21 protein-coding genes are annotated in these 25,066 nt (G+C 73.9%); 12 read left to right on the top strand and 9 right to left on the bottom strand.

Annotated features, from left to right (window positions below; genetic code table 11):
* Positions 1-9 precede the first annotated feature (9 nt).
* From RM609_RS02360 to RM609_RS02335, 6 genes are all read left to right on the top strand, one after another.
* The gene (locus RM609_RS02360) at positions 10-2,181 is read left to right on the top strand and encodes an FUSC family protein (RefSeq protein WP_311607443.1); all 2,172 of its coding nucleotides are present in this window, start codon (positions 10-12) and stop codon (positions 2,179-2,181) included.
* A gap of 62 nt (positions 2,182-2,243) precedes the next feature.
* The gene (locus RM609_RS02355) at positions 2,244-2,837 is read left to right on the top strand and encodes a DUF4291 domain-containing protein (RefSeq protein ID WP_311607442.1); all 594 of its coding nucleotides are present in this window, start codon (positions 2,244-2,246) and stop codon (positions 2,835-2,837) included.
* Between the two features lie 146 nt (positions 2,838-2,983).
* Positions 2,984-3,229 carry an antitoxin gene (locus RM609_RS02350; RefSeq protein WP_311607441.1) on the top strand — a complete coding sequence of 82 codons (246 nt, stop codon included), beginning with the start codon at positions 2,984-2,986 and terminating at the stop codon, positions 3,227-3,229.
* Between the two features lie 39 nt (positions 3,230-3,268).
* On the top strand, positions 3,269-3,952 hold the full coding sequence (locus RM609_RS02345) for a response regulator (RefSeq protein WP_311607440.1): 684 nt from the start codon (positions 3,269-3,271) through the stop codon (positions 3,950-3,952).
* A gap of 104 nt (positions 3,953-4,056) precedes the next feature.
* Complete coding sequence (locus RM609_RS02340) at positions 4,057-4,920, top strand: alpha/beta fold hydrolase (RefSeq protein WP_311607438.1); 864 nt, start codon at positions 4,057-4,059, stop codon at positions 4,918-4,920.
* 139 nt (positions 4,921-5,059) lie between these two features.
* Positions 5,060-6,595: an MFS transporter gene (locus RM609_RS02335; protein ID WP_311607436.1), complete on the top strand. Its 1,536-nt coding sequence runs from the start codon at positions 5,060-5,062 to the stop codon at positions 6,593-6,595.
* A gap of 28 nt (positions 6,596-6,623) precedes the next feature.
* Here the strand turns inward: RM609_RS02335 and RM609_RS02330 are convergent, their stop codons facing one another.
* From RM609_RS02330 to RM609_RS02315, 4 genes are all read right to left on the bottom strand, one after another.
* Complete coding sequence (locus RM609_RS02330) at positions 6,624-7,181, bottom strand: hypothetical protein (protein ID WP_311607434.1); 558 nt, start codon at positions 7,179-7,181, stop codon at positions 6,624-6,626.
* Positions 7,182-7,334: 153 nt separating this feature from the next.
* Positions 7,335-9,851, bottom strand: a complete 2,517-nt coding sequence (gene lanKC / locus RM609_RS02325; protein ID WP_311607433.1) for a class III lanthionine synthetase LanKC — start codon at positions 9,849-9,851, stop codon at positions 7,335-7,337.
* Between the two features lie 108 nt (positions 9,852-9,959).
* A complete protein-coding gene (gene lanKC, locus RM609_RS02320) occupies positions 9,960-12,542 on the bottom strand; it encodes a class III lanthionine synthetase LanKC (RefSeq protein WP_311607431.1) in 2,583 nt (860 codons plus the stop codon).
* Between the two features lie 33 nt (positions 12,543-12,575).
* The gene (locus RM609_RS02315) at positions 12,576-13,637 is read right to left on the bottom strand and encodes a radical SAM protein (RefSeq protein ID WP_311607430.1); all 1,062 of its coding nucleotides are present in this window, start codon (positions 13,635-13,637) and stop codon (positions 12,576-12,578) included.
* 219 nt (positions 13,638-13,856) lie between these two features.
* On the opposite strand from RM609_RS02315, the gene RM609_RS02310 reads away from it, so the two are divergent.
* From RM609_RS02310 to RM609_RS02300, 3 genes are all read left to right on the top strand, one after another.
* Complete coding sequence (locus RM609_RS02310; protein WP_311607428.1) at positions 13,857-15,926, top strand: GAF domain-containing sensor histidine kinase; 2,070 nt, start codon at positions 13,857-13,859, stop codon at positions 15,924-15,926.
* Positions 15,927-15,933: 7 nt separating this feature from the next.
* Positions 15,934-16,608 (top strand): response regulator, encoded by a 675-nt coding sequence (locus RM609_RS02305; protein ID WP_311607654.1) that lies wholly within the window; start codon positions 15,934-15,936, stop codon positions 16,606-16,608.
* Positions 16,609-16,738: 130 nt separating this feature from the next.
* Positions 16,739-17,248: a DUF6624 domain-containing protein gene (locus RM609_RS02300; protein ID WP_311607427.1), complete on the top strand. Its 510-nt coding sequence runs from the start codon at positions 16,739-16,741 to the stop codon at positions 17,246-17,248.
* Positions 17,249-17,267: 19 nt separating this feature from the next.
* Here the strand turns inward: RM609_RS02300 and RM609_RS02295 are convergent, their stop codons facing one another.
* A complete protein-coding gene (locus RM609_RS02295; protein WP_311607426.1) occupies positions 17,268-18,221 on the bottom strand; it encodes a 2OG-Fe(II) oxygenase in 954 nt (317 codons plus the stop codon).
* 179 nt (positions 18,222-18,400) lie between these two features.
* Between RM609_RS02295 and RM609_RS02290 the strand changes: the two genes are divergently transcribed.
* The 3 genes from RM609_RS02290 to RM609_RS02280 are packed head-to-tail and all read left to right on the top strand — an operon-like array spanning position 18,401 to position 20,952.
* Positions 18,401-19,279, top strand: coding sequence for a MetQ/NlpA family ABC transporter substrate-binding protein (locus RM609_RS02290; RefSeq protein WP_311607425.1), 879 nt, complete (start codon positions 18,401-18,403; stop codon positions 19,277-19,279).
* Positions 19,280-19,300: 21 nt separating this feature from the next.
* Positions 19,301-20,293, top strand: a complete 993-nt coding sequence (locus tag RM609_RS02285; protein WP_311607423.1) for a methionine ABC transporter ATP-binding protein — start codon at positions 19,301-19,303, stop codon at positions 20,291-20,293.
* A complete protein-coding gene (locus tag RM609_RS02280) occupies positions 20,290-20,952 on the top strand; it encodes a methionine ABC transporter permease (RefSeq protein WP_311607421.1) in 663 nt (220 codons plus the stop codon). Before RM609_RS02285 ends, RM609_RS02280 begins: the two co-directional genes overlap by 4 nt.
* Positions 20,953-20,969: 17 nt before the next feature.
* Here RM609_RS02280 and RM609_RS02275 read toward each other — a convergent pair whose 3' ends face one another.
* The 4 genes from RM609_RS02275 to map form a co-directional block, all read right to left on the bottom strand.
* Entirely contained in the window at positions 20,970-21,914 is a 945-nt protein-coding gene (locus RM609_RS02275) for an oxidoreductase (protein ID WP_311607420.1), read from the bottom strand.
* A gap of 94 nt (positions 21,915-22,008) precedes the next feature.
* Positions 22,009-23,550, bottom strand: coding sequence for an FAD/NAD(P)-binding protein (locus tag RM609_RS02270; RefSeq protein WP_311607419.1), 1,542 nt, complete (start codon positions 23,548-23,550; stop codon positions 22,009-22,011).
* A 63-nt stretch (positions 23,551-23,613) separates the two neighbouring features.
* Complete coding sequence (locus tag RM609_RS02265) at positions 23,614-24,135, bottom strand: DM13 domain-containing protein (RefSeq protein WP_311607418.1); 522 nt, start codon at positions 24,133-24,135, stop codon at positions 23,614-23,616.
* Positions 24,136-24,265: 130 nt separating this feature from the next.
* Complete coding sequence (gene map / locus RM609_RS02260; RefSeq protein WP_311607416.1) at positions 24,266-25,033, bottom strand: type I methionyl aminopeptidase; 768 nt, start codon at positions 25,031-25,033, stop codon at positions 24,266-24,268.
* Positions 25,034-25,066 lie beyond the last annotated feature (33 nt).

Here is a 25,066-nt window from a genome sequence, read left to right as displayed (position 1 = left end):
GAAAACACCATGGCTCGCGCCGATATCCCACCCGCCGCACGCCGCGCCGTCTGGGCCACCCTCGCCGGCTGCGCCGGCTTCTACGGCTTCGCCCACGCCCTGGGCGACCACACCCTCGGCCTCTACGCCATCTTCGGCGTCCTCCCGCTGGTCCTGTTCTCACAGATCCCGGGCCCCGCCCGCCGCCGCACCCGCACCCTCCTCGCGATGGTGCCGGTCGGCTGGGTCATGGTCACGGCCGGCACCCTGCTGGCCGTGCGCGGCTGGGCCGCCGCGGCCGGCATGTTCGTCGTGGGCTTCCTCGTCGCCTTCGCGGCCACGGCCGGGCCCGGACCGGCCGGGCTGAGCGTGGCCTGCCAGCTCTTCTACGTCCTGCCCTGCTTCCCGCCCTACGCCCCCGGGACCCTCGGCTCCCGCCTGGCCGGCCTGACCGCCGGCATCCTGCTCACCGCCGCCGTCGACCGGCTGCTGGACCGCCTGGGCCTGCGGGAGCCCCCGCCCGTCCCGTACCGGGTGCGGCTCGGCCGCGCGGCGGCGGCCGTGGCCGACAGCTGCGCCACCGCCGCGCGCGGTGGCGAGGACCTCCGGCCCGCCGCCGACCGCGCGCTCGAGGGGGCACGCCCCTCCCGGATCCCGCCCGCCGAGCGCCCCACCTCGCCCTCCGCCCGCGACCGCGCCCTCAACCACACCCGCGCGTGCGTCCGGCACGTCCACGACCAGCTCGACCGCCTCTACCGCGCCCCCGGCGGACCCGACGGCCCCGGTGGGCCCCGCGGCGGCGAGCCCGCCGCCACCGCCCTGCTGGAGCACACCGCCACCGCCCTGCGGCCCGTCGCCACCGGCCTGACCGGCGGCACCCCGCCCCCCGACGGCGACGAGCTGCACCGCGCCGTCGCCGCCTTCGACGCCCTCCGCGCGGACGAGCTCCCCGGCGCCCCGCCCGAGCGGCTCCGCCACGACGCCGTCGTCCGCTCCGCCGCCGAGGGCGCGCGGCTGGCCGGCCTCGCGTCCCGGATCGCCCTGGGCGCCCGTGCCACGAGGGCCGGGGCGGAACGCGACGGACCGTTCTGGTACGCCGCCGTGCCCGCCCCCCTGCTGTGGTGGCACCGGATGCGGGTGCACCTGACACTCCGCTCGGTCCACCTCCAGAACGCCCTCCGGGTCGCCACGGCCATGGCCGGCGCCCGGCTCCTGGTCGGCGCCCTCGACCTCTCGCACGGCTTCTGGGTCCTCCTGGCCACCCTCAGCCTTATGCGCACCTCAGCCGCCGACACCCGTACCGCCCTGCGCCCCGCCATCACCGGTACGACCGCCGGGGCGGTGCTCGCCGCCGTCGCGCTCCGCGTGGTCGGCGACGTCCCCCTCTTCTACGCGGCCGTGCTGCCCGTCGTCCTGCTCGTCGGCTTCACCGCGGCCCCGCTGCTCGGACCCGCGTGGGGGCAGGCCACGTTCACCGTCGTCATCGTGCTGATGTTCGCCCAGATCTCCACCCCGCAGTGGCAGCTGTCCGCCGCGCGCCTCGTCGACGTCCTCGTCGGCGGCGCGATCGGCGTCCTGGCGAGTCTGCTCGCCTGGCCGCGCGGCGCCGGGGGCGAACTGCGCTGTGCCGTCGCCGACTTCCTCGCTGCGGGCGCCGCCGGGTGCCGGGGCGTCACGGACCTCCTCTGCGGCCGCCCCGCGCCCGCCGATCCCCTGCGCCCGGTCCGCGTGGCCATGCTCCTGGCCGAGGCCTCGTACTGCCAGTACCAGAGCGAGCGCCTCCTGCGGCGCACCGCCGACCCACCGTGGTGGGTCGCCATGCTGGCCGGCTACCACATGCTGCGCGGCGCCGAACTGATGCTCCTGCGGCACGGCGCCGCCCTCGGCGCCACGCCCCTCGCGCCCGACGCCGCCGCCGAACTGGGCTTCCTGGCCGACCGCGTGGCCGACGACGCCCTCCGCGCGGCCGAGGCACTGCGCGCCCCCGACACGGCCCGCTCCGTCTCCGACTCCTCCGGCCCCGCCCCGGCCCCCCACCCGGCCGCCACGTCGGGCCTCCTGCGGAGCGCCGCCCTCCACGCCGGGCACGTGGACGCCGCGCGCGTCCTGCTGACGGTGGACGCGGAGGCCTGGCTGACGGGCGTGGCGGAGGACATCGCACGGATCGCCCACACCCCGTACGCGCCACCGGCCGTCGCGTGAGGGACGTCCTCGGCGCGGTAATTCGATGGCGCGCGGGCGACGGTTTGCCCACCCTGGTCCCCGTGTCAGAAAGCAAACACCAGATTCGAGCCCTGTACACGGACTCCACGGTCACCGTCTACCAGGCGTACGCGCCGGGGATCGGCCTGCCGGCGGCGCGTGACGGCCGCTTCCCGGAGACGTGGAAACGGGACCGGATGACATGGATCAAGCCGTCGTTCCTGTGGATGATGTACCGCTGCGGGTGGGGCACGAAGGAAGGCCAGGAGACCGTCCTCGCCGTCGAGATCTCCCGTGAGGGCTTCGAGTGGGCGCTGGAGAACGCCTGCCTGTCCCACTACGAGCAGGGGCTCCACGCCGACGCTGCCACATGGAAGCGCCAATTGAAGCGGGCCCCCGCCCGGGTGCAGTGGGACCCCGAACGCGACCTCCGCCTTCAGCCTCTTCCCCACCGGTCGCTCCAGCTCGGCCTCACCGGGGAAGCGGCGCGTCTCTACGCCGACGAATGGATCGTCTCCATCACCGACGTCACACCGCTCGCCCACGCGATCCACGCGCATGTACGGGACGGGGACCTGGACGCCGCGGGGCGACTCCTGCCCCAGGAACGTCCCTACGCCGTGAACGACGGGTTCCTGGCTCACCTGCACCGATGAGCCGGGGGTTCCCCGGTCGCGCTGTCACCCGTTCGGGTTAGTCCGCCCTCCGCCCCGTATGCCCGCTCGCCGGCCGTGCGCATGCTGAAGACAGGGGGCCTTCTTCAGCGCGGCCCCGCCGCCCGGCATCCAGGGAGGAGTACGCCATGTCGCTCATGGACACGCTCAAGGGCCTCGTCGGCAAGGGGAGGGACGCCGCGGCCGAGAACCCCGAAAAGGCTCATGAGGCGGTGGACAAGGCCGGAGACTTCATCGACGAGAAGACGGGTGGCAAGTACTCCGACCAGATCGGCAAGGGCGCGGACGCGGTGAAGAACGCCATCCCCGAGCGGGATCAGCCCGAGACCCCGCCGCCCCCCGCCCCCGAACCACCCGCGGACCCCCAGGGGTGACCTGCCCGTAGAGGCCCCTCCGGGGGGCCCGCGCCTATCGTGGAACGCGTAGGCGAGCGCGAGGACGCGAGCGCGAAAGCAAAAGGCGGTGGTGATGTGCCGGATCCCGCGACGAGAGTGACCGTGGTGGTGGCCGACGAGCACCCCGCCTACCGCGAGGGCGTCGTCCGGGGCCTGCGCGTCGACAGCCGGATCGACGTGCGGGCCGAGGCCGAGGACGGCGTCGCGGCACTGAACGCCATCCGGGACCTCGTCCCGCACGTGGCCCTGGTCGACTACCGGCTGCCCAAGATGGACGGCGTCGCCGTGATCCACGCCGTCGTCGAGGAGGGGCTGCCCACCCGGGTCGTGCTGCTGTCGGCGGCCACCGACGCGGCCGTGGTCTACCGGGCGCTCCGGGAAGGAGCCGCCGGATACCTCGCCAAGGACGCCAAACGGCCCGAGTTCGTCGAAGCGGTGCTGGCGGCCGCCGACGGCAGGCCGGTCCCCCCGGAGACCGGGCCCCGGCCACCCGCCGGCGAGGACGCCACGGCCCTCTCCGAGCACGAGCGGCAGGTCCTGCTCGGCTTCGCCGAGGGCAAGGGCATCCCACAGCTCGCCGCCGAACTGCGGCTGGCGGCGAACACCGTCAAGTCCGTCACCCAGCGGCTGTACGAGAAGCTCGGCGTACCCGACCGGGCGGCCGCGGTCGCCGAGGCCGTACGCCGGGGCCTGCTCGACTGAGGCGGACGGGGGTCGCCGGGCCGCCGGCGCGATCGGCCTGCGCCGGCCGGGGCGCCACCGAAAACCAGAGGCGGCGTCGCCATCTGATCCCTACGATCCGGATCATGAGTACTCACCGTTCCGGTCCTACGTTCGTCCTGGTGCACGGGTCCGGTACCAGTTCGTTCATGTGGGCGCCCGTCCAGCGGGAGCTGGCGTTGCTCGGCCACCGCAGCTTCGCCGTCGATCTGCCGGGCCATGGGTTCGACGCCCAGTACCCGGTGGCCTACCAGGCCCCGCAGGACCTCGACGCCTGGGCGGCCGAGCCTTCGACGCTGGCCGAGGTCACCTTGCGGGACAACGTGGACATGGTGGTCGACGTGGTCCGCCGAGTGGCGGAGTACGGGCCTGTGGTGCTCGTGGGCGCCAGCCTCGGCGGGACCACCATCACGCAGGTGGGCAACGCGATTCCCGAACTGGTGGACAGGCTCGTCTACATATCCGCGTGGTCGTGCGTACAGCGGTCCAATCCGGTCGAGTACATGCAGGAGCCCGAGTTCGCCGACAACCTGCTGGCCCCGCTGTACGCGTTGAACGTGGGCGACCCGGCCGGACTCGGCGTCGGCCGGGCCAACTACCGCACGGCGGACCCCACCCTGCTCGCCGCCCTCAAGGCAGCGATCATGGCGGATGGCACCGACGAGCAGTTCCGTGCCTTTCTCAACATCCTCCAGCCCGACGAGTCCCTTGCCGTGATGACGGCCGACGCCCGCGGGCAGGCCGACACCTGGGGAACGATCGCCCGCACATATGTCCGGCTCACCGCTGACCGCACGCTTCCGGTGGCGATGCAGGACCGCCTGATCGCCGAGGCCGACGCGCTGACCCCCGACAACCCGTACGACGTGCATTCCCTGGACACCAGTCACACCGGCTTCCTCCTGCGACCGGCGGACGTGGCGGGAATCCTGGACCGGCTGGTCGCCTAGGGATCACATCGGCCCGGCCTGAGCCCGGGGTCCGGCCGGACTCCGGTTGCGCGCCCTCCGGGGATCCGGTCGACTGGGCTGACCGGTGCCTTCCGGGTGCCGGTGGCCCGGGGACCCGAGAACGGTGAGGTGTCGTCCGATGGCGCGAGCTCCGGAGGAATCCGGACCGGGGGACGGGCCGGACCCCGGCCGCTGGGCGATGCTGTCCGTGCTGTGCGCCAGCCTCCTGCTGGTCGCCATGGACGCCACCATCCTCAACGTCGCGCTGCCCTCGCTGATCGACGACCTCCGGCCCGGTCCGCTGGAACAGCTGTGGATCATCGACATCTACGGGCTGATCCTGGGCGGCCTCCTCGTCACCACCGGCGCGGTCGGCGACCGGTGGGGCCGCAAACGGCTCTTCCTCCTCGGCTTCGTGCTCTTCGGCGTCGCCTCCGTCCTCGCCGCGACCGCGCACAGCTCGCTCCAGCTGATCGGCGGCCGGGTGCTGCTCGGGCTGGGCGGCGCCATGGTGATGCCGTCGACGCTCTCCCTCATCCGGAACATCTTCACCAATGCCCGGGAACGGGCCCTGGCCATCGGTGTGTGGGCCGCCGTGGCCGGGGCGGGCGCCTGTGTGGGGCCGCTGGTGGGCGGGTTCCTCGTCGAGCACTTCGCGTGGCAGGCGGCCTTCTGGGTGAACGTCCCGGTCGTCGTCGTGACGGTCGCGGCGGGCGTCCGGCTGCTGCCGGAGTACCGCGCTCCGCAGGCCGGGGGGCTCGACTGGCCCGGCGCGGCCCTCTCGGTCGTCGGCATCGTGGCCCTCGCCTGGGGCATCAAGCACATCGCCAAGGGCAGCCCGCACCCCTCGGACGTGGGCGCCCTCGTCCTCGGCGTGGCCCTGATCGCCCTGTTCGCCTGGCACCAACTGCGGCTCGACGACCCCCTGCTGGACGTCCGGCTGTTCCGCGAGGGCCCGTTCCTCGCGGCGGCGCTGGCCACCCTCCTCGCCATGCTCGCCGTCGGCGCCGCGCTGTTCCTCATCTCCCTCTGGCTCCAGTACGTGCACGGCTACTCGCCCGCGGAGGCCGGGCTGCGCACCCTGCCCTCCGCCCTCGCCATGCTGGCCGGCTCGCTGAGCTCGCCCTGGCTGATGCACCACGCCGGGGTGCGCGCCGTGCTGGCCGCCGGTCTGGGCGCCCTCGCGGGCGGCTTCCTGCTCCTCGCCCTCGCGCCGGAGCCGGTCACCTACCCGGTCGTGGCCGTCGTCCTGGCCGGGATCGGCCTCGGCGACGGGCTGGCCATCACCGCCTCGGCGTCCGTCCTCGTCTCCGCCGTCCCCGCGGAGCGCGCCGGGCAGGCCGGCGCGGTCTCCGAGACCGCCTACGAGCTCGGCGTCGGCCTCGGCGTGGCCCTGCTCGGCAGCATCCACGCGGCCGTCTTCTCCGGCCACATGACGGGCCTTCCGCTGCGCGGGCACGACCTCGGCACCGCGCGCGGCTCGGTCGGCGGCGCGGCGGAGGTGGCCCGGCGGGTCGGCGGGGACACCGGGCGGCGGGTACTGGAGGCCTCGCGGGCCGCCTTCGACCAGGCGCTCACCACCACCGCCTACGTCTCGGCGGGCATCGTCGTCGCCGTCACCCTGCTGACCGTGTTCATGGTCCCGCGCGGGTTCAAGGTGACGGGCGGCCACTGAACGACGGCCGCCCGCCGCCCCGGGCGGGTCAGGGCACGATGCGCAACTGCACCACACCACCCGCCTGCTGGACGCCCTCCGGGGTCAGACAGCCCACGGGAAGCCCGCCGCCGGGAGCGAGGTCGATGTACCGCTCCACGTCCGCGCCCTTGTCGCGCCCCGCGACGACCGTGCCCTTGAGCCGTACCGTGCTGAAGCCGAGGGCCCGGTCGGCGTGGCCGGCGGGGTAGTCGATCTCCGACACCGAACCGTCCCCGTAGCGGACGACCTCGTGTCCCGAGGGCGTGTGGAGCCCGAGACAAGTACCCGACGGCGACATGCCGTTGGAGACACTGGTGGCCGCGACGGTGTGTCCCGGGCGGTCGGAGCAGGTGTACGAGGCGGCTCCCCGGATACGGACCTGCTGGGGTGTGAGCGTCAGTCCCGGACTGTACGTGGTGTTCTCCTGCCCCTGACACGTGACCGGCGCGTGGGGGTGGGCGTGGGGGTGGGCGTGGGCCCCGGCGGCCGGGGCGGCCCACCCCAGGCAGGTGCCGAGCAGCGCCAGTGAGCCGAACGCGACGCCGATCCCGCGCTTTCCGAACATGCGGTACCCCTTCGAGATGCCTCGACGCGCCCGGAGCGGCGCGTTCCGGCCCTCCCTACCCCCGTGGCCCACGAGAACCACCCCGCACCGCCGGGCTCCCGCAGTGCCCCCGTCCCGCCCGCGCCACAGCGCGCGCACCCCGGCGCGCCGCGCTCAACCGGTGCGCAGGAGCGGTAGCGACGCGCCCGCCGTGGTGCCCCGCAGGGCCGCGTGGACGGCGAGCAGCACCCCGGCGGTCCCCGTCGCCAGGTCCATCGACAGCCGCAGCAGCCCGTCCATCGGGAAGGCCAGCCGCCCCTGGAACCGCACCGCGTGCAGCCCCAGCCCGCGCAGCTGGGCCTCGCGCGCGTCCGCCGGGCCGCCGAGGTGGACGAGCGTGTAGAGCAGCCCGGCATGGCCCTCGAAGAGGCCGGAGGACAGCAGCAGTTCGGCGCCCAGGCCCGCGCGGATCCGGTCCCGCAGCCCGGCGAAGTGCGGGTCCTCGCGGTGCCGCAGATACTCGTGGAGGGCGATGGCGACGCCTGCGCCGCCCCCGCCGAGCGTGGTCAGCCGGCGCCGCCCCGCGCGCACGTGGACGTGCCGGCCGGGGGACACCCCGCAGTGGGCGAGGTCGCGGGCGAGCGCGGCCTCCGCCCACCGCGGCCAGCGGTCGTCGCCCGTCTCGGCGAAGAGCCGGCTGAACAGCAGGGCCGGCCCGGACCAGCCCCGCATCAGCCCCGCCGCCGGGACCGGTACGGGAAAGTCGTCGTCGAGGCCGCGCGCCAGCCGCTCCGCCAGCCGGGCCGCCGTCGTCACGTCCCCGAAGTGCGCGAAGGCCAGGCCGATCCCGGCGAGCCCGCCGAACAGCCCCGCCCCGCAGTCGCGCAGGTCGAAGGCGCCCAGCCGGGCCAGGGCCGCCCGCGCCTGCTGCGGGCGGCCGAGCTCGTCGAGGACGTAGGCCACGCCCGCGAGCCCGTCGTAGAGGCCCGGCCGGGGCCAGCGGGCCCGCTCGGCCGCCCGGGCCAGCCAGTCCACGTACCCCTCGAAGCGCGCGCCGCCGCCGTGCCCGGTGCGGTGCAGCGCGTGGAGCACGCCCGCCGCGCCGTACGCCAGCGCCGCGCCCTGCCCGTCGAACTGCCGGACATCGCCGGGGAAGAGCCGGTCCTCCCGCTCCGGGGTGGCGCTCCGCGCGATGGCCTCGCACAGGGAACCGAGGGCCTCCTCCCAGTCGCCGGCCGCGCCGTCCGCCGTGCGCGGCCACGCGGGCGCGGGCGGCGGGGCGGGGTCCGGGGGCGGGGCGAGGCCCGCGCGCAGCCGCTCCCCGTAGCCGGGCGGGAGGGGGAAGCGGTCCTCGACGTGCCGGATCAGCTCCTCGTGCTTGCGCGGGTCGAAGCGCAGCAGCTCGGTGAGCGGGCAGAAGACCGCGAGCCGCATACAGTCCAGGGCGTAGGCGTCGACGGCCGGTCCCGAACGAGCCCAGGGGGCCGTGAAACCCGCCGTGCCCAGCGCCGGGGTGAAGTTCTCGTCCATCCCGAAGGACGTCTCGAAGTCGACGAGACAGACACTGCCGTCCGGCCGCACCAGCACATTGCCCGGCTGGAGGTCGCCGAAGACCACGCCCCGTCCGTGGAGGGCGGCTATCGCCTCCTCGACGCGGGCGACGACCGCGCAGGCCCAGGCGGTGTACGCGGCCAGCTCCGCCCGGCCCGCGTCCGGCCGGAAGAGGGGATGGCGGCGCCCCATGGCCTCCTCCAGCCGTTCCCCCTCGACGAACTCCTCGACGAGGAAGTGGTGTTCCCAGTGGCGCGTCCGGGCGAACACCCGCGGGACGCAGCCGAGCCCCGCGAGCCGTTCCAGCACGGCGTGCTCGCGCCCCAGCCGGGCCACCGCGTCCATGCCGTTGTCGTCGACCCCGGCGTACGGGCGCGCCTCCCGCAGCACCACGCGCCGCCCGGTGCCGGGGGCGACGGCGCGGTAGACGCCGCCGCTGTTGGAGAAGCGCAGCGCCTTCTCCACCCGGTAGGGGAAGCCCCCGGCGCCGTCCGCCCGCGCGGCGCGGATCCGCCCGGCGATGAACGACGGCACGCCCGCCCACGACGGCACCTTGAAGGCGGCCCCGCGCACATCGGGCACCGCCCTGCCGTCGGGCCGGACGACGGCGGGCACGTACTCGCCGTCGCCGGAGAAGCAGAACCGGGGCGCGAACCCCCCGTAGCGCAGGTACAGCGGCCCGTCGTCCCAGCGCAGATCGCTGAGGATGTAGGGGCCCTTGACGCCCCGCAACAGCGCGGACAGCTCATCGAGCGCGCGTTCGAGGAGCTCCTCGGAGGGCGGGTAGACGGTGACGAGCTTGCCGCCCGCCGAGCGCGGTGCCCGCTTGCTGTTGACGAGGGCCAGCAGGGTGCGGCTGCGCAGGAACTTGAAGCCGATGCCGCGCGCGACGCAGTACTCCCAGACCGTGGCGATCGCCCGGGGGGCCTCCTCGACGGTCGCCGAGACGTGGATCTTCCAGCCCTGCGGCGGCAGCCGCGCGTCCCGGGGCCGCAGGACCACCCAGCCGTCGCGTTCCGCGCGCCGCCACCCCGGCGGCGCCGGGCGGGCGGCGTGGGCGAAGCGGACGGCGGTGTCCTCCACGCGCTCCGGGGCGTCCACGAAGAGGGGGTCGGCGACGAGGTGGCCTTGAGCGAGCATGCCGTGCTCCTCCGGTGCCGTGTCGGGTCCGGTCCCGTGCCTCGCGGGACGGCGGGCCGTCCCGCGAGGGCGGCTCAGACCTGTCCGAGGGTGCTGTGGTAGCTGTTGCTACACGGCCACTGGACGGGGGTCTCCTCCTCCAGCTCCTGTAGCTCCAGGATCTCCGACACGTCGTTCACCTCCCTCCCGGGCGGGCGGGACGGCCACGGGACGGGGGTCGAGGAACGGCAGGACGGGCCCGGCCCCCTCGAACGCCGAGCCCAGCGCGAGCAGGACGCCGGCGGCGCCCGTCGCCAGGTCCGCCGAGAGCCGCAGCATCCGGAACCCGGGGAACGCCAGGTGCCCCCGGTAGGTATGGGCGTACCAGGACAGCAGGCCGATCTGCCGGCCGAGCGCCGTGCCCGCGGCCGGCTCGCCGAGCGCCGCGAGCACGGCCACCGACCCGGCCCGCCCGCGCAGCAGGCCCGCGTTGCGCACGTACACGGCATCGCAGGTGAGCCGGAGCGAGGCGAGTACGGCGGCCGGCCGGGGTTCGGGCCGGTGGCGCAGCAGGTCGCGCAGGACGAACGCGAGCCCGGTACTGCCCCCGTGGAGGTACGGCAGGTTGGCCGTGCCGTCGAAGAGGGTGAGCGTCCCGTCGGGGAGGGTGCGCAGCCGCACCAGGTCGTGGCGCAGGGCGCGCCCCGCGAGGCCGAGGAGGGAGGCGTCGCCGGTGTGCTCGTACAGCCGCAGGAACAGCAGGGCCGCCCCGGTCGCGCCGTGCAGCAGCCCGTAGGGCGCGGGGCGGCCCGGCGGGGCCTGCGGGGGGCCGTCCTCGACGGCCCGGCCGAGCTCGCCCGCGAGGCTCAGCGCGCGGCCCAGGAGCGCGGGGTCCCCGGTGGCGGAGGCGAAGTGCAGCAGGGTCAGGGCGATGCCGGCCCGGCCGGCGGCCAGGCCCGCGTCGGGCACCGCGTCCCGCTCCGGCGGGCAGCGGCCGAGGACGTCGAGGGCCTCCGCGCGCAGGCCGAGCGTGTCGAGGACGAACGCGACGCCGTGCAGGCCCTCGTGGAGGCCGGGCGCCGGGTCGGGGTCGCGCCGCACGGCCGCCAGGAGCCACGCGGTGTACTCCTCGGGCACCCGCGCCCCCACCTTGTGCAGGGCGTACAGGACCCCGGCCGCGCCGTGGGCGAACGCGGGACCGCCCAGCATCCCGCGCCCGGTGGGGCTGCCGGGGAAGAGCCGGTCGGTGCGGTCCGGGGTGGCGGTGGCGTGGATGCCCCGGACGAGGGAGTCGCGGATCGCCGGCCAGTCGGGCCGGTCCGCCGCCAGTAGCGCGCCCGCCCGGTCGTCCTCGGCCGGGTGCCCCTCGGGCCACAGCCCCGTCAGCAGCCCGGCGCCGAAACCCCGGGGCACGGGGTAGTGCCGCTCGATCGCGGCGGTGAGGGTGTGGAGCTTGCCGGGGCTGCGGTGGGGGACCGGCAGGAACAGCCACAGGCGCAGCCGGCCGAGGAGATGGCGCAGGGCGTCGGGGGCCGCGAGGCCGGGCGGTACGGTGAAGCCGGGATCGCCGGTGGCGGGGGCCCGGTCGTCCCCGGCGTCGGTGAGCGTGCCGAGCTCGACGAGCGCCACCCGCCCGTCCGGCCGTACGAGGACGTTCTCCGGCCGGAGTTCGCCGAGGCGCAGCCCGTGGGCGTACAGGGCGTGCAGGGCCCGCTCGGTCCGCTCCACGACGTCCAGGGCCCAGGCGGTGTACGGGGCGGCCTCCCGCGCGGCACGCCCCCGCGAGGTGAGCGGGAAGGCGGTGGCGGCGGCCCGCGACAGCGAGGTGCCCTCGATGAACTCCTCGGCGAGGAAGCGGTGTTCCGCGTGGGTGAGGTGGCCGAGGACGCGCGGTACGCAGTCCAGGCCCGCGAGGCGCTCGCGCGCCGCCCGCTCCCGGTCGAGCCGGGTGACGGCGTCCTCGCCCCGCTCGTCGAGCCCGGCGTACGGCCGGGCCTCGCGCAGCACCACGCGTTCGCCGGTGCGCTTGTCGACCGCGAGATAGGTGCCGCCGCCGTGGGACCTGCCGAGCGCCCGCTCGGCCCGGTAGGGGAAGCCGCCCGCCGGCCGGGCGCGCAGGGCCTCCAGGCCGGGCCGGAGCACCTCGGGCAGCGGCACCCCGTCGGGCGGGGCGAAGACGCTCCGGTCGCCGGGCCGGGGCCGGCCCTCCGGGCCGGGCGGGCCGTGACTGATGTACAGCGGGCCGGGCCCGTGCCGCAGCGCGCCCGGTACATACGCGCCGGGCAGCCCGGCGAGGAGGACGGCGAGCTCCGTGAGGCTCCGGGTGAGCGTCGTCCCGTCGCCCGTGTGGACGGTGATCAGCCGGTTGCCGGGCAGCGGCTCGGCACGGTTGCCGCCCAGCTCGCGGGCGGTGGCGCGGCTGCGGATGAAGTCGAAGGGCAGGGCGTGCGCCACACAGTGCCCCCAGACGATCTCGACGGCCCGGGCGAGCTCCGGCAGCGCCACCGACACATGGATCCGCCAGCCCGCCTCCGGTGTCACCGAACCGGGCCGCAGGGTGACCCACCAGCCGGACTCGCCGCGCTCCCAGCCCGGCGGCGGTTCCCGGCGGGCCGCCGCGAACCTCTCGTGCTCGTCCGGATAGCGCTCGGGCACCTCGTAGAAGACGGGGTCGGCGAGGCAGAAACGGTCGTAGTCCTTGAGCGTCAGCACGGCGCTTCCCTTTCGGGGCGAGGACTGCGGGGGTCAGTTGGCGAGGGCGCTGAACTCCGGGGGATTCGTACGGACCACACGGCGTTCGATACGGGAACGGACCTCCGGGGAGCCGAAGTGATGGTCCATGCGGCGCACCGCCGCCGCCCAGTCCTGCATGGTGCGCACCGTCGACAGCGTTTCCACGACAAAGGGATCGCTGAGCCGGGAGACGCCCCGGTGCCACAGATCGAGCGGGGATTCCTGGAGAATGTTTCCCACCGTGCCCTCGTACACGGGCAGTGCCCTGACATCACCGTCCGGTTCGATCTGCATCACCAGTGCGTCGACGCCACTGGCGAAACGGTCCGGCCGCATCACGAGGTTCTGATTGTCGGTGGTGAAGACCCGTACCCCGGCCGGCGCCAGACGCTGGAGCCGGGCCCGCCGTTCGTCGCTCGTCAACTCGGTCACCTGGGCGTCGTCGAGGAGCTCGAAACGACAGAATTCCGGCCGGCTGGCAAGCCCTTCGGGCACCGCCGCGTTGAAGGTGAGCGTGCGCAATTCCGGGAAGCGCGGGGCGATGGCCGTGCAGAATTCCTCCAGTTGCGGGAAATTGCTGCGCACGACGACGCAGTCGATGCCGAACCACAGCGGCGCGCGCCCCCGCCGGGCGCGCTCCCGGGCCACCCCGTCGAGCTGGGTGAGGGCGCTCAGCGCCCGGTCGAAGGAGCCCCGCCGGCCCCGGATCCGGTCGTGGACCTGGGCCGTCGCCCCGTCGAGGCTCACGATGACCTCGTCGAACACGGAACCGAGTTCGGCCGCCATCCAGGGTTCCATGATCCAGCCGCTGGTGTAGACGGCGGTGCGCACCCCGGCCCGGGAGAGCCGGCCCGCGACCTCGAAGATCCCCTTGACGACGAGGGGTTCCCCGCCGGAGAGCGCGACCACCCGGGGATTCAGCGAGATCAGGGCGTCGGCGACCCGCAGCATGTCCTCGTGGCTCAATTGCCGCGGTGCCCGCCTGCCGGACTCCGAATAGCAGTGCGAGCAACGCAGGGGACAGGCATAGGTGGTGTCCCAGACGACCACCTCGGGACCGGAAGACACACTCATGGTTCCCTTTCGGCTTTCCTTGAATCGCACAGTCGATCGTCCTACCGGGGCCGTCGGGGCCGGTAAAAGGGCGGATATACCAAGTCTGCCGTCCCGGGACGGCGGCGCGTACCCCGGAATCCTCCGATCCCACTGGGGGTTTTCCGCTATACGCGCCGAACGGGATCGTCTGGACTGGCACCTGAGCGCCCCCGATAATGTCGCGCGTGAGGGGTGCGTGTGAGGGGTAACGGCCGTGCGATACAGGTCGCCGCGTTCTCGGGCGGGCTGTGCCTGCTGTGGGCGGTGACCACCGGAGCGTTTCTGCTGCGGAACAACACCGTCACCCTGCCGTGGATCCTCGGTTCCGTCCTCCCGTGCTACTGCGCCGGCCTGTTCGCGTGGTGGCACGCCCCCATGAGCCCGGTCGCCCGCCGGCTGCTGCTGATCGGCGCCGCGCTGGCGGTCAGCATCGGCATCCGCTGTACGTCGGCGCTGCTGACGACCTCGTTCGGCTGGGACCTCACCGCGCCCGAGAACGGCCTGCCGTCCCTCCAGGCGTCCTGCCTCGTCCTGCCCACCGAGTGGGACAACCTCGCCGTCAGCATCCTCGTCGTCCACCTGCTCGCCCTGCTGCCCGACGGCCGCCCCCGGTTCCGCTACGAACGCCCCGTGCTGCGCTCGCTGTGGGCGCTGCTGGCCCTGCCGTTCGCCCTGCCGCTGGCGGGCGTGCCCACGCGGATCGTGGAGTACGTGGTCTTCTACTACCCCGAGGCCTGGCTGCCCGGGGTGGGCGCCGCGCTGCTGGTGCTGCGCTGCCTGCGCGCGCGGGCCGCCGGGGACCGGGACCTGTCCGGGGTGCTGCCCGTCGCCGTCGTGGCCGCGGTCCTCTTCCTGGGCCGGGCCACCTCGCGGCTGTTCCGGCCCTGGCACGGCGAGACGGGCATCCTCTACCTCGTCGGCTCGGCGCTCGGGGCCCTGCCCTATGTGCTGATCTCCCTGTCCGTCGTCTACGCCGCCTTCCGCTACCGGCTCCTGGGCGTCGACATCGTCATCCGGCGCTCGGTCGTCTACGGCACCCTGTGGCTGATCATCAGCGGCTGGTACCTGGGCATGGCGATGACGCTCGGGCTGACGGCCGGCCAGTACTTCCCGATCGGGCTGTCCGTGCTGGTCGCGGTCACCGCGACCGCCCTCTTCCAGCCCGTCCGGGAGCGGCTGAACCGGCTCGCCCAGCGGCGGGTCTTCGGCGAGCGGCTCAGCGGCTTCGAACTGCTCGTCCAGTTCGGCAGCGCCCTCGAACACGCCTACGACCTCAGCCGGTTGGCGCCCCAGCTGGCGGCCGGCCTCCAGCAGGGGCTGACCCTGAGCTGGACCCGGGTCCGGCTCGGCGGCGGGGACCTGCCCGTCCACCTGGGCACCGCAGGCGAGCCACCCGGCCGGGACCGCCGCCCGGCCGGTGCCGGGGGCGGCTTCCCGCTGCGCTACGGCAACGACGTCCTCGGCCTGATCGAGTACGGGCCCAAGGCCGAGGGCCGCTTCACCCTTGAGGACCACGACCTGGTGGAGACCCTGGCCCGGCAGGCGGCCCTCGCCGTCCACAACGCGCGCCTGGCCGCCGAACTCTCCACCCGCGTCCTGGAGGTGCAGCGCCAGGCGGGCGAGCTGGACGCCTCCCGGGCCCGGATCGTCCACGCCCAGGACAGCGAACGCCGCCGTATCGAACGGCGGCTCCACGACGGCATCCAGCAGGATCTCGTGGCCCTGGTCGCCAAACTGCGCCTGGCCCGCAACAGACTCGGCCGCGGGGGCGAGGTCGACACCGTGCTCACCGAGGTGCAGGACGACGCCTACCGCGTCATCGACGAGCTCCGCGAGGTCGCCCACGGCATCCACCCGCCCGTCCTCACCGACCAGGGCCTGGTCGCGGCCGTCACCTCCCGGGCCCGGCGGATGCCGATCCCCGTCACCGTGCGCGTCGACGACTCCCTGGACCGGGTGCGCTTCGCCCTGGACATCGAGGAGTCGGCGTTCTACCTGGTCTCCGAGGCGCTGACGAACGTCCTCAAGCACGCCCGGGCCGGGCGGGTGACGATCCGCATAGCGCGCTCGGAGGGCTGGCTGGTGGTGGAGGTCGTCGACGACGGGGTGGGCTTCCCCTGCGACACCACCCGGGGCTCGGGGCTGACGGGCATGCGGGACCGCATCGAGGCGGTCGGCGGCGACCTGCGGATCATCAGCCGTACCGGCGGCGGCACCACGATCCGCTCCCGGCTGGCCGAGCGGCTCAGAGAGGACATCTGTGACTGAGGTACCGATGCGCGTCGTCATCGCCGAGGACCACTACCTGGTGCGCGAGGGCACCCGCCGGCTGCTGGAGGACACCGGCGACGTCTCCGTCGTCTCGGCGGTCGGCGACGCGACGGAGCTCCTCGACGCCGTCGAGGAGCTCCGCCCCGAGGCGGTCATCGCCGACATCCGCATGCCGCCGAGCCACCACACCGAGGGCATCGCCGCCGCCCACGCCATCCGCGCCGGCCACCCCGGCATCGGCGTCGTCATGCTCTCCCAGCACGCGGACGAGAACTACGCCTTCGACCTCTTCCGGCGCGGCACCGACGGCCTCGCCTACCTCCTCAAGGAACGCATCGGCGAACTCGACGAACTCCTGCGAGCCCTGCGCGAGGTGGCCGCGGGCCGCTCCGTCGTCGACCCCCGCATCGTCGAAGTCCTGATGGGCAGCCACACCCGCGCCGCCGACGCCCCGCTGGCCGGACTGACCCGCCGCGAGCTCGACGTCCTGCGGCACATGGCCGAGGGCAAGACCAATCGCGCCATCGCGCAGGAGCTGGTGCTCTCGGAGTCGACCATCGAGAAGCACGTCAACTCCACGTTCGCCAAACTCGGCCTCGCGGAGGAACCCCAGCTGCACCGGCGCGTCAGCGCCGTCCTCGCCTATCTGCGGCACGCGCCGCGCGGGAAAGGGGTGTGATCCCGGAAGGGGTGTATCCATTATCGCCGCGCATGGACGTGGCTGTCACCATCCCTCCGAATGATCTTGAAGTCCGCGCACGCCCCTAGCGTTACCGGGACGAACACCGACCCGAGCCTTGGGGGAGAACATGACGCGACCCGATACGTCCGCACTGGCGGCGGAGCTCGTAGGGATGGCCGAGGAGGACCACCGGACCGGACCCCACGCGCACAGCGCCGACCCGGCCGACCAGCTCGCCTGGCGGCGCCTGACCGCCCGGCACGGCGACCGGCTTGCCGAGATCATGGATGAGTACGGCTGGCCGACGGCCGAGCGGTTCGGCGAGGACGCGGCCCGCGCCGCCTGGCTGATCGCCCAGCACGCAGACCGTCAGCTCGACGTCCAGCGCGAGGCGCTGCGGCTGCTGGAGGAGGCCGTCGCGGCGGGCGCGGCGGGCCCCCGCGAACTGGCCTTCCTGCGCGACCGGGTGCTCGTCAACGACGGACGGAAGCAGATCTACGGCACGCAGATCGCCGGGGTCGAGGACGGCTCCCCGGTGCCGTGGCCCTGCGAGGAGCCGGAGCGTGTGGACGCGCTGCGCGCGGCGGTGGGCATCGAGCCGTTCGCCGCGTACGTGGCCAAGCACGCGCCCCGCTGAGGAGTGCCGCCCGGGCCCGCTACCCCCGGAGGTCCTCCCAGGTGATGACCGGGCTCCCCGCGCGCAGGCTGTAGTCCATCGCGGGGTCCCGCACCGGCCACTTCAGCCGGAGCCAGCCCGGGATCGTCGCCGGGATGCCGTCGTCGGCCGCCAGGTGCCAGAAGGTGTTGGAGTCCTGGCGGGCGAAGTACGGGCAGAGGAAGGAGACGACGACCGTCACCCGGCGGCCCCGCGTCACCGGGGTGACGGCGTGGTAGATCCGGCTGCCGTGCAGGAACAGCGCAGCCCCCCGCTCCCCGCAGGGCGCCTCCTTGATCCGGGGGTCGCCCTCCCGGGCGCCGGTGAACTCGTCCACGCGGCCCATGAAGTAGCTGAAGCGCCCGCCGTCGTAGTCCTCGTAGCCGTTGAGCTGGATGGTCAGGACGTAGTCCATGCCGTCGTGGTGCCATTTGACGATGTCCGCGCGGCCGTCGGCCTCGAAGTAGTTGACCTGCACGGTGGGGATCCGCAGCGGATGCGGGATCAGGGGCACCCCCGCCAGCCGGGAGCAGGACAGCAGGAAGCCCCGGTCGCGGATCATGTTGTTGATGAACGCCGACATCAGATCGGCGTTGCGCACCCGGCGGGTGGTGATGAACCGGGCGCTGCCGGCCGAGCTCTCCAGCCGGTCGCACACCTCGGTCAGGGAGTCCAGGCCCTCCGGTGTGAGGATCTGTACGGGCCCGACGAGCGCCGTGTCGTCCACCGCGCCGTAGCCGCGGCTGAGCTCGTGGGAGGCGTAGCCGAAGTCCTGGAGCCCCAGGCGCGGCCCCTTGACGTCCCGCGCCACGAACTCGGCGCGCCAGCGCGGCTCGCCCGGCTGCCCGGCGGCGCGCCGTGGCTTCCGGCCGCGCAGGGCGTGGAGGAACTGGTCGAACCCGGTGGCCATCTTCGGATGGTTGAGGGGGCGGGGTCTGTGTCGGGTCGTCGCCATGAGCCGATTGCAGCGCCGCATGCCGTGCCCGGCAAGGGAGGTGTTCCCGCCACAACGGGGCCTTCCTTGCTTCTATTGCAAGAACATGAATCCCTCCTTTCATTTCCAGGTGAAGCGGGTTTTCGCTCCTACGATCAACGGCACAGCACCCCGTACTTCCTTTCGTGGAATGAGCTCCGATGAGAATCTCCCTCTCCCGCCGCCGCGCCACCGCGGCCTCCGTCGCCGCCGCCCTCGCGCTCCTGCTGTCGGCCTGCGGCATGTCGGACGGGGCCGGCGGAGACCGGGTGCGTATCGGGGTCAACGGCGCCGACCCGGAGTGGGACGTCCTCGCCGAGGAGGCCAAGAAGGAGGGCATCGACGTCAAGATCGTCAACTTTGACGACTACCAGCTGCCCAACAAGGCCCTGGCCGACGGCGACATCGAACTGAACGCCTTCCAGCACCTGGCCTTCCTCAGCAAGTTCAACGGCGAGAACGGCACCGACATCGTGCCCGTCACCTCCACCTCCGTGGCACCGATGGGCCTGTACTCCCTCAAGCACAAGAAGGTGGCGGACATCCCCGACGGGGCGCGCGTCGCGATCCCCAACGACCCCTCCAACCAGGGCCGGGCCCTCCTCGTACTCCGCCAGGCCAGGCTCATCGGCCTCAAGGACAAGGCCGGCATCTACGGCACGCCCGACGACATCACCGACAACCCCAAGCACTTGAAGATCACGCCGGTCGACGCCCAGCAGACCCCGCGCACCCTCAAGGACACCGCCGCGTCCGTCATCAACGCGGGAGTCGCCGAACAGGCCGGCTACAGGATCGACCAGGCAGTCTTCCACGACGACCCCGAGAGCGCCGTCGCCCGCCCCTACGTCAATGTCATCGCCGCCCGCGCGAAGGACAAGGACAACAAGAACATCCGGAAGATCGTCGAGCTCTACCGCTCGCGCACGGTGCAGGAGGCCGTCAAGAAGTCGGCCCACGGCGCCCGGTACGTCATCGACATCCCCCAGGGCGAGCTGCGGCACGAGCTGGACCGCCTCACGCGCCAGGACCGGGGCTGAACCGTGATCGAACTCCGTGACGTGACAAAGGTCTTCCCGGCCACCGGAAAACACCCCGACACGGTGCGGCCCGCCGTCGACGGCGTCTCCCTGACCGTCGAGCGGGGCAGCGTCTTCGGCGTCGTCGGCCACAGCGGCGCCGGCAAGAGCACCCTGCTGCGGCTCGTCAACTACCTGGAGACACCCACCTCCGGCAGCGTGCTCGTCGACGGCCAGGACCTCGGCGCCCTGGGCGAACGGCGTCGGCGCGAGGTCCGCCGCTCCATCGGGATGATCTTCCAGCAGTTCAACCTGTTCCGCTCGCGCACCGTCCTCGGCAATGTCGCCTACCCGCTGCGGCTGTCCGGGCTGAGCCGCGCCGAGGCCCGCGAACGGGCCGGGGAGGCCCTGCGCTTCGTCGGCCTGGACGCCCACGCCCGCCGCTACCCCGAACAGCTCTCGGGCGGCCAGCGCCAGCGCGTCGGCATCGCCCGGGCGCTGGCCACCGAACCGGGCGTGCTGCTGTGCGACGAAGCGACCTCCGCTCTCGACCCGCAGACCACGGGCGAGGTCCTGGACCTCCTCCGGCGCGTCAACGCCGAACTGGGCGTGACGATCGTGCTGATCACCCATGAGATGGAAGTGGTCCGCTCGCTCTGCGACCACGTGGCCGTGATGGCCGACGGCAAGGTGGTGGAGACCGGCGGCGTCCACGACGTCTTCTCCCGCCCCGCGCACCCCGTCACCGAGGCGTTCGTCCGCTCCGCGCTCCACGACGTGCCCGACGCCGCCGCCCTGGAACGGCTCCGCGCCCGCCACCCGGGACGCCTGGTGACCGTCCCGGCGGACGGCGGCGCCGACCTCTCCCGGCTGCTGCGCGAACACGACGTGGACTTCACGATCGCCCACGCCGGCGTCGCCGAGGTCCAGGCCCGGACGCTGGGCAGCGTCACCTTCGAACTGCGCGGCGCCGAACGGGACGTGGACGCCGTCCTGGCCCGCCTGACCGGCAAGGGAGAGGTGGTGGCCCGATGAAGGCCGACTGGAACACCTTCTGGGTCAAGGTCGTCGACGCCACCGGCGAGACGGTCTACATGGTGCTCGTCACCCTGGCCCTGTCCGCCGTGCTCGGCACGGCCGTGGGCCTCGCCCTCTACGCCACCCGCAAGGGCGGCATCCTCCGGAGCCGCGCGGTCTTCGCCGTCCTGAGCACCCTCGTCAACGTCGTCCGCCCGGTCCCCTTCATCATCGCCATCGTCGCGCTCTCCCCGGTGACCCGCGAAGTCGTCGGCACCATGATCGGCACCGAGGCCGCCGTCTTCCCCATGACGGTCGTGGCCACCTTCGGCGTCGCCCGGATCGTCGAGAGCAACCTGCTGTCCGTCGAGCCCGGAGTGATCGAAGCCGCCCGCTCCATGGGCGCGAGCCCGCTGCGCGTCCTCCTCACCGTCCTGATCCCCGAGGCCCTCGGCCCGCTGGTGCTGGGCTTCACCTTCATGCTCGTCGCCCTCATCGACTTCTCGGCCGTCGCCGGGACCGTCGGCGGCGGGGGAGTGGGCAACCTGGCCATGACCTACGGATACCTGCGCTTCGACACCTCGGTGATGGTGGTCACGGTGGCCGTCCTCGTGCTCCTCGTACAGATCGCCCAACTGCTGGGCAACTTCCTCGCCCGGAAGGTGCTCAGACGGTGACACGGGGCCCGCGTCGTTCAGGGAACGGCCTCCGGCCAGCGGTAGCGGACGTGGGTGAGGGACTCGGACGTCCGCCACAGGCGGGCGGCGAGCCCGGCGTCCGCGGCCGGGGTCGGGAGGTCCACCGGGCCGGGGGCCCCACGGGTCTCGAAGCGGCCGGTCGGGCCGTAGAAGCCGCCGGGGGCGACGTCCTCCGCCGTCGCCGCGTACAGCGTGGGCAGCGCGGCCGACGCCACCGACTGGCCGACGAAGTGTCCCGGCAGCAGGCGGGCCAGCGCGCGGACGGGCCGGGAGGCGTGCCGTTGGAGGCCCGTCGCGCTGAAGCCCGGGTGGACGGCCGCGCTCGTCAGCGGGACGCCCGCCGCGTCGGCGCGGCGCTGGAGCTCCAGGGCGAACAGCACGTTGGCCAGCTTCGACTTGGCGTAGGCGTTCAGGGGCCGGTACTTGCGGGTGCTCTGGAGATCGGAGAGCTCCGCGATCGCGCTGCGGGAGATCGCGGCGCTGACCGTCACCACACGCGGCGCGGGCGCGGCCAGCAGATGGGGCAGCAGCCGGCCGGTGAGCGCGAAGTGGCCCAGGTGATTGGTGCCGACGGTCAGCTCGAAACCCTCCCTGGTGGTGGCCCGGTGCCGGATGCCCATCACCCCGGCGTTGTTGACCAGCAGGTCGACCGGGCGTCCGCCGTGCTCCACCCGGTGGGCGAAGCCCGTGACGGAGGCCAGGTCGGCGAGGTCCAGCAGGTCGGGACGGACCCGCGCGCCCGGCACCTCGCGGGCCATGTCCTCCGTCGCCCGCCGCGCCCGGCCCGCGTCCCGGCCCGTCACCACGACCTCGGCCCCCGCCCGGGCCAGCTCGCGCGCGGTGACATAGCCGATGCCGCTCGTGGCGCCGGTCACCACGGCCAGCCGGCCCTTCAGGCTCGGCATGTCCTCGGTGGTCCAGCTGGGCGGGCTGTGGCGCATGCGACTCCTCGGCGTCCGGTCGCGGACGGGCGACCGTATTCTCCGCCGCCCGACCGGCGCCCGAGGGGAAGGCGCGCCCGGCGGCGGCCCCGCCTCACACCGCGGTGCCGCGCGCCACGGCGGCCCGTTCCCCGCCGTCCGCCGCGCCCGACACCTCCTCGGCGACCCGGCGGGCCTGCCGGACCACATTGCGCAGGTGGTTCGAGAACGGGATCCGTACGTGGGTGCCGACGCCCACCACCCACACCGGCTCGGGCCGGGCCCCGGGACTCCGCCTTACGCGCAGGTCGGCCGCCAGGAAGTCGACGGTGCCGGAGTGGCGTGGCGGCTCCGCCGGGTGGAGGGTGGTGCCGTCGGCGGACCAGTACAGCCGGGGCTGGTCGAAACCGGTGGCGTTGACGACGTGGTCGAAGCGACCGGGCTCGGAGCGAGCGCGAGCGGGCTCGCCCGGACCGGGCCATTCCACTCGCCAGGCGCCCGCCTCGTAGGCCACCGCGCGGGGGTAGGCGCGGGCCAGGCGCAGCGCCCCGGAGTCGATGTGCGCGAGCAGCAGGCGCGCGTTGAGGACCGTCATCGCCGTGGCGTACCGGGTGATGAACCAGCCGTGGCGCTCCAGCAGGGCCCGGCGCCGGGCGGCGGGCAGCCGGGCGCCGAGCTCGATGACCGCCTCCATCGCGGCCATGACGACACCGGGCCAGGCACACGCGTCCGCCTCCACCAGCGCCGTCTCCTCGCGCAGCCGTGTCACGGGGTCGGCGGCGGAGGAGGACTGCCGGCGCAGCGGGGTGCGGTCGAGCGACCGTACGGCCTCCACGGTGGCGCGCCGTACCTTCTCCTCCAGCAGCGGATCGGCCGGGTCGAGCCGCGCGACGCGCTCCAGGGGCGGGAAGTCCCGTACGGGCGCGCCCAGCGAGAACCGGACGGCGGGCAGTACGCCGGAGGGTGAGGCCATCGTCACCCGGTGGCCGTCCCGGCACAGCAGCAGGGAGGCGTCGATCGCCGACTGGCGGCAGCCCAGGACCAGGACCTCCGCTCCGGGCGGCGGCCCCGCCCCGGGGTCGCGCAGCCGGACGGCGGGGTAGGGGGCGGGGGAGTAGCGGGGGTGCCCGGTGAAGGCGGCGAAGCCGTCCGGGACGCGGGGGCGGTGGACGCCCGTACAGACGACGACGGCGTCGGCGCGCAGCTCCTGACCCGTGCTCAGCCGGACCGTACCCGCCGCGATCGAGCCGACCGCCGCCGGTACGTGGGCGACCTCGACGCCCAGGGCCTCGGCGGTCTTCCGGGCCTCCTCGAAGCGGTCCCGGCAGTACTCGGCCATCCGCGCCCGGGGCACGCAGTCGCGGGGCTCGACGGGCCGGCCGCGCGCCCGCAGGTAGGCGACGAAGTCGGCGGGCTCGTCGGCGAGGAGGGAGTTGACCTCGGCGGCGGTGTTGCACAGCAGCAGCGGGTCGGTGTCGCCGAAGGCGAGGCCCCGGCCGACGGGGTTGGGGTCGACGATCCGGATCGACCGCATCCGCCCGGCCTTCTCTCGGCCGAGCGTGCGCACCAGGTGCAGGAACACGCTGGTTCCCGCTACTCCGGCCCCCACGATCACCACATCACGCCCGCCCCGCCCGCCCTGTCCGCTCTGTTCCATGGGCATCTCCCCTTTCCCGTTCGTCCTCTCACCCTGCCCGGGCGGGGGCGTGAGGATGCGTGATCACGCGCGGGTGAGGGCGGCGGCGCCGAAGGAGACGTCGAAGCGGTCGCACCAGATGCTCACGCTGGTGTAGCGGTTGAGGTCGAGGTCGGCGGGCAGGGCGTAGTTCTGGTCGCCCTTGTTGCCCTTGAGCTTGCCGAGGCTGGTGTGGGCGCCCTTGTCGAAGACGAACCAGCCGGCCCGGCCCTCCTTCACCGGGGCGTCGGTGATCAGGACACGTAGGTCCGGGCCGTTGCTCGTGTCGAGGTTCTCCAGGCGCAGGGTGCGCGAGCCGTCGGGCAGCCGCAGGATCCGCACGGTGCCGCTCGTCGTGTGCTCGTGGCTGATCAGCCGGCCGGTCGCCAGTGTGCTCGGCGCCTCGCCGCGCGCGCCCCCGGCGGTCGGCGCGGCCTCGCGCACCGTCTCGCTGACCCAGAGCTTCCACGGCTGGAACCAGTACGTCCCCGCGCCGGCCAGCACGATCCCGACGGCCAGAATGCCGAAGACCACCTTCTTGCTCAGCAGTCGCCGTACGCGTCCCATGTTCCGCCTCCCGAAGCCGTTTCCGTTCTCACATGGGGAAACGCCGGGGAGGCGGGTCGGGGATCCGGATTTCCGATGACGAAAGTCTTACGCGATGACGCGGCTCACGCGCCCCCGGTCCCGGTCCCCGTCACGGGAGGGTCAGGACGCGCGGTCCGTCGTCCGTGATGGCGACGGTGTGCTCGAAGTGGGCGGCGCGGCTGCCGTCGGCCGTGCGCAGGGTCCAGCCGTCGGCCGCGGGGACGTAGTCGTCGCGGCCGCCCGCGATGAGCATCGGCTCGATGGCCAGGACCAGCCCGTGCCGCAGCGGGAGGCCGCGCCCGGCCCGGCCCCGGTTGGCGACGTGCGGCTCCTCGTGCATCTGCCGGCCGATGCCGTGCCCGCCGAAGTCGGCGGGCGTCCCCATCCGGGCGGACCGGACGACGGAGCCGATGGCGTGGGAGATGTCGCCGACGCGGTGGCCGACGGTGGCGGCGGCGATGCCCGCGTCGAGGGCGCGCCGGGTGGCGTCCATCAGCTCCCGGTCGCCCGGCCGGGGCGTGCCGACAATGAAGCTGATGGCCGCGTCGCCGGCCCAGCCGTCCAGCACCGCGCCGCAGTCGACGCTGACGAGGTCGCCGTCGCACAGCCGGTAGTCGTCGGGGATGCCGTGGACGATGGCGTCGTTGACCGACGCGCAGATCACCGCGGGGAACGGCGTGGGCGCGAAGGAGGGGTGGTAGCCGAGGAAGGGCGAGCGGGCCCCGGCCTTCTCCAGGACGTCACGGGCCACCCCGTCCAGCTCGCGCAGGCTCACCCCCACGGCCGCCGCCTCCTCGACGGCGGCGAGCGCGTGCGCCACGACGCGCCCTGCCTCCCGCATGGCCGTAAGCGCCGCGTCCGTCTTGATCTCCACCATGGCAAACGACTCCCCACCCGGGTTTCCAATTCT

This window comes from Streptomyces hesseae, assembly GCF_031845785.1.
Taxonomy (GTDB): domain Bacteria; phylum Actinomycetota; class Actinomycetes; order Streptomycetales; family Streptomycetaceae; genus Streptomyces; species Streptomyces hesseae.
The sequence above is the reverse complement of the archived record's forward strand: the minus strand, read 5'-3'. Positions and strand labels throughout refer to the sequence as shown.

Bases quoted from the DNA above. Each gene is read 5' to 3' on its own strand.
- RM609_RS02265 (WP_311607418.1), bottom strand. From the start codon at position 24,135: ATGGGACGCGTACGGCGACTGCTGAGCAAGAAGGTGGTCTTCGGCATT.
- RM609_RS02335 (WP_311607436.1), top strand. From the start codon at position 5,060: ATGGCGCGAGCTCCGGAGGAATCCGGACCGGGGGACGGGCCGGACCCC.
- RM609_RS02295 (WP_311607426.1), bottom strand. From the start codon at position 18,221: ATGGCGACGACCCGACACAGACCCCGCCCCCTCAACCATCCGAAGATG.
- RM609_RS02330 (WP_311607434.1), bottom strand. From the start codon at position 7,181: ATGTTCGGAAAGCGCGGGATCGGCGTCGCGTTCGGCTCACTGGCGCTG.
- RM609_RS02315 (WP_311607430.1), bottom strand. From the start codon at position 13,637: ATGAGTGTGTCTTCCGGTCCCGAGGTGGTCGTCTGGGACACCACCTAT.
- RM609_RS02270 (WP_311607419.1), bottom strand. From the start codon at position 23,550: ATGGAACAGAGCGGACAGGGCGGGCGGGGCGGGCGTGATGTGGTGATC.
- RM609_RS02340 (WP_311607438.1), top strand. From the start codon at position 4,057: ATGAGTACTCACCGTTCCGGTCCTACGTTCGTCCTGGTGCACGGGTCC.
- RM609_RS02290 (WP_311607425.1), top strand. From the start codon at position 18,401: ATGAGAATCTCCCTCTCCCGCCGCCGCGCCACCGCGGCCTCCGTCGCC.
- RM609_RS02350 (WP_311607441.1), top strand. From the start codon at position 2,984: ATGTCGCTCATGGACACGCTCAAGGGCCTCGTCGGCAAGGGGAGGGAC.
- lanKC (WP_311607433.1), bottom strand. From the start codon at position 9,851: ATGCTCGCTCAAGGCCACCTCGTCGCCGACCCCCTCTTCGTGGACGCC.
- RM609_RS02360 (WP_311607443.1), top strand. From the start codon at position 10: ATGGCTCGCGCCGATATCCCACCCGCCGCACGCCGCGCCGTCTGGGCC.
- RM609_RS02280 (WP_311607421.1), top strand. From the start codon at position 20,290: ATGAAGGCCGACTGGAACACCTTCTGGGTCAAGGTCGTCGACGCCACC.
- map (WP_311607416.1), bottom strand. From the start codon at position 25,033: ATGGTGGAGATCAAGACGGACGCGGCGCTTACGGCCATGCGGGAGGCA.
- RM609_RS02275 (WP_311607420.1), bottom strand. From the start codon at position 21,914: ATGCGCCACAGCCCGCCCAGCTGGACCACCGAGGACATGCCGAGCCTG.
- RM609_RS02300 (WP_311607427.1), top strand. From the start codon at position 16,739: ATGACGCGACCCGATACGTCCGCACTGGCGGCGGAGCTCGTAGGGATG.
- RM609_RS02305 (WP_311607654.1), top strand. From the start codon at position 15,934: ATGCGCGTCGTCATCGCCGAGGACCACTACCTGGTGCGCGAGGGCACC.